Raw genomic sequence first — 1,575 nt, 5'->3', positions numbered from 1 at the left:
GAAATAAAGGTTCCAGCAAAAGCCCAGTATGTAGGTGTAGCTCGTTTAGCTATATCGGGTCTTGCAAGCCGCATTGGATTCACATATGACGAAATTGAAGATTTGAAGATCGCTGCAAGTGAAGCAGTGACGAATGCTGTGCAGCACGCGTACAATGATGAAAAAACAGGTGAAGTGATTTTAGGATGTGCCCTCTATGAAGATCGCCTGGAAATTGTCGTGACGGATCATGGTCAAAGCTTTGACTTTGAAGAAACAAAGAAAAAAGTCGGACCCTATCAAGATTGGAATGAAGAATCACCTCTTAGAGAAGGTGGCTTAGGACTTTACTTGATGGAAACTTTAATGGATGAAGTCAAAGTTGACCATGGGGAGGGTGTCATTGTTTTCATGACCAAATATTTGGGCAGAGAGCGGGGAGAGGACCATGTCAAATCAACAGTCTTCTCGTGACAGTGAGACAAAAGAGCAAGTCCTTAAATGGATACACGAATATCAAGAGAATAATGATGACCACGCGCAAACACAATTAGTCCTCCATTATGAGAGACTGGTGCATTCTATCGCGCGCAAATATTCGCGTGGACAATCTCATCATGAAGATATTGTCCAGGCGGGAATGCTCGGATTACTAGGCGCGATTCGAAGATATGATCCTGAACAAGGACGGAACTTTGAAGCGTTTGCTGTACCGACAATAATCGGGGAAATCAAACGTTTCCTTCGTGATAAAACATGGGCTGTTCACGTACCGCGACGAATCAAGGAGTTAGGACCTAAAATAAAAGCGGCTGTTGAAACGTTAACGACTGAATTTCAGCGATCGCCAATGGTCTATGAAATAGCGGAATACCTAGGTACTGATGAGGAATTAGTGCTTGAGGCGATGGAGATGGGCAGAAGCTATCAAGCGCTATCAATTGACCATACACTAGATGCGGATTCAGAAGGTGGAACCATTACACTGCTCGATATCATTGGTGAGACTGATGGCGGTTTTGAGAAAACAGATCAGCGCATGCTTGTTTTGAATGCACTGAACGTTTTAAGTGAACGCGAACGTCAGATTATCCAGTATACATATATCGATCAGATGAGCCAGAAAGAAGCTGGAGAATTACTGGATATTTCCCAAATGCATGTTTCAAGACTGCAACGGAAAGCAATCAAGAAATTACAAGAAGTAATCCTAACGAGTGGTGGTGCAAATTAGTGGAAACTTTTGAGAATGACTATGTAGAGGCATATATATACCAACAGTCAAAAAAAGGTAATAAAGATTCTGGGGATGCATACTACATTCATTCAGAAGAAGATTATTTCATTTGTGCTATTGCAGACGGCTTGGGCAGTGGAACGGAAGCGAAAGAATCCGCTGAAATCATTCCACAAGTCTTAAAGATATATCATCATGAATCACCTGACGATTTGTTACTGCGTTGCAATAAACAGATGGTGCATAAACGCGGTGCTGCAGTAGGGATTGTGAAAGTGTACTTTGAACAGCAAACCCTAGAATATAGTTGTGTCGGTAATATTCGGATCTATATTCTGCAATCGAATGGTCAGATGATT

Annotated in this window: 2 protein-coding genes and 1 pseudogene; all 3 read left to right on the top strand. The window is 42.0% G+C overall.

The genetic code is table 11. The features are described 5' to 3' along the window. A partial coding sequence (gene rsbW / locus CVD27_RS20495; RefSeq protein WP_101649981.1) for an anti-sigma B factor RsbW occupies positions 1-453 on the top strand: 453 nt, incomplete at its 5' end. Next, entirely contained in the window at positions 428-1,213 is a 786-nt protein-coding gene (gene sigB / locus CVD27_RS20490; protein WP_101649979.1) for an RNA polymerase sigma factor SigB, read from the top strand. The genes rsbW and sigB, both read left to right, overlap by 26 nt. Further along, positions 1,213-1,575: pseudogene (locus tag CVD27_RS20485) on the top strand (PP2C family serine/threonine-protein phosphatase); the annotation flags it as partial. The gene sigB and the pseudogene CVD27_RS20485, both read left to right, overlap by 1 nt.

Source organism: Neobacillus cucumis, assembly GCF_002860255.1.
In the GTDB taxonomy this organism is placed as follows: Bacteria; Bacillota; Bacilli; order Bacillales; family Cytobacillaceae; genus Neobacillus; species Neobacillus cucumis_A.
The sequence above is the reverse complement of the archived record's forward strand: the minus strand, read 5'-3'. Positions and strand labels throughout refer to the sequence as shown.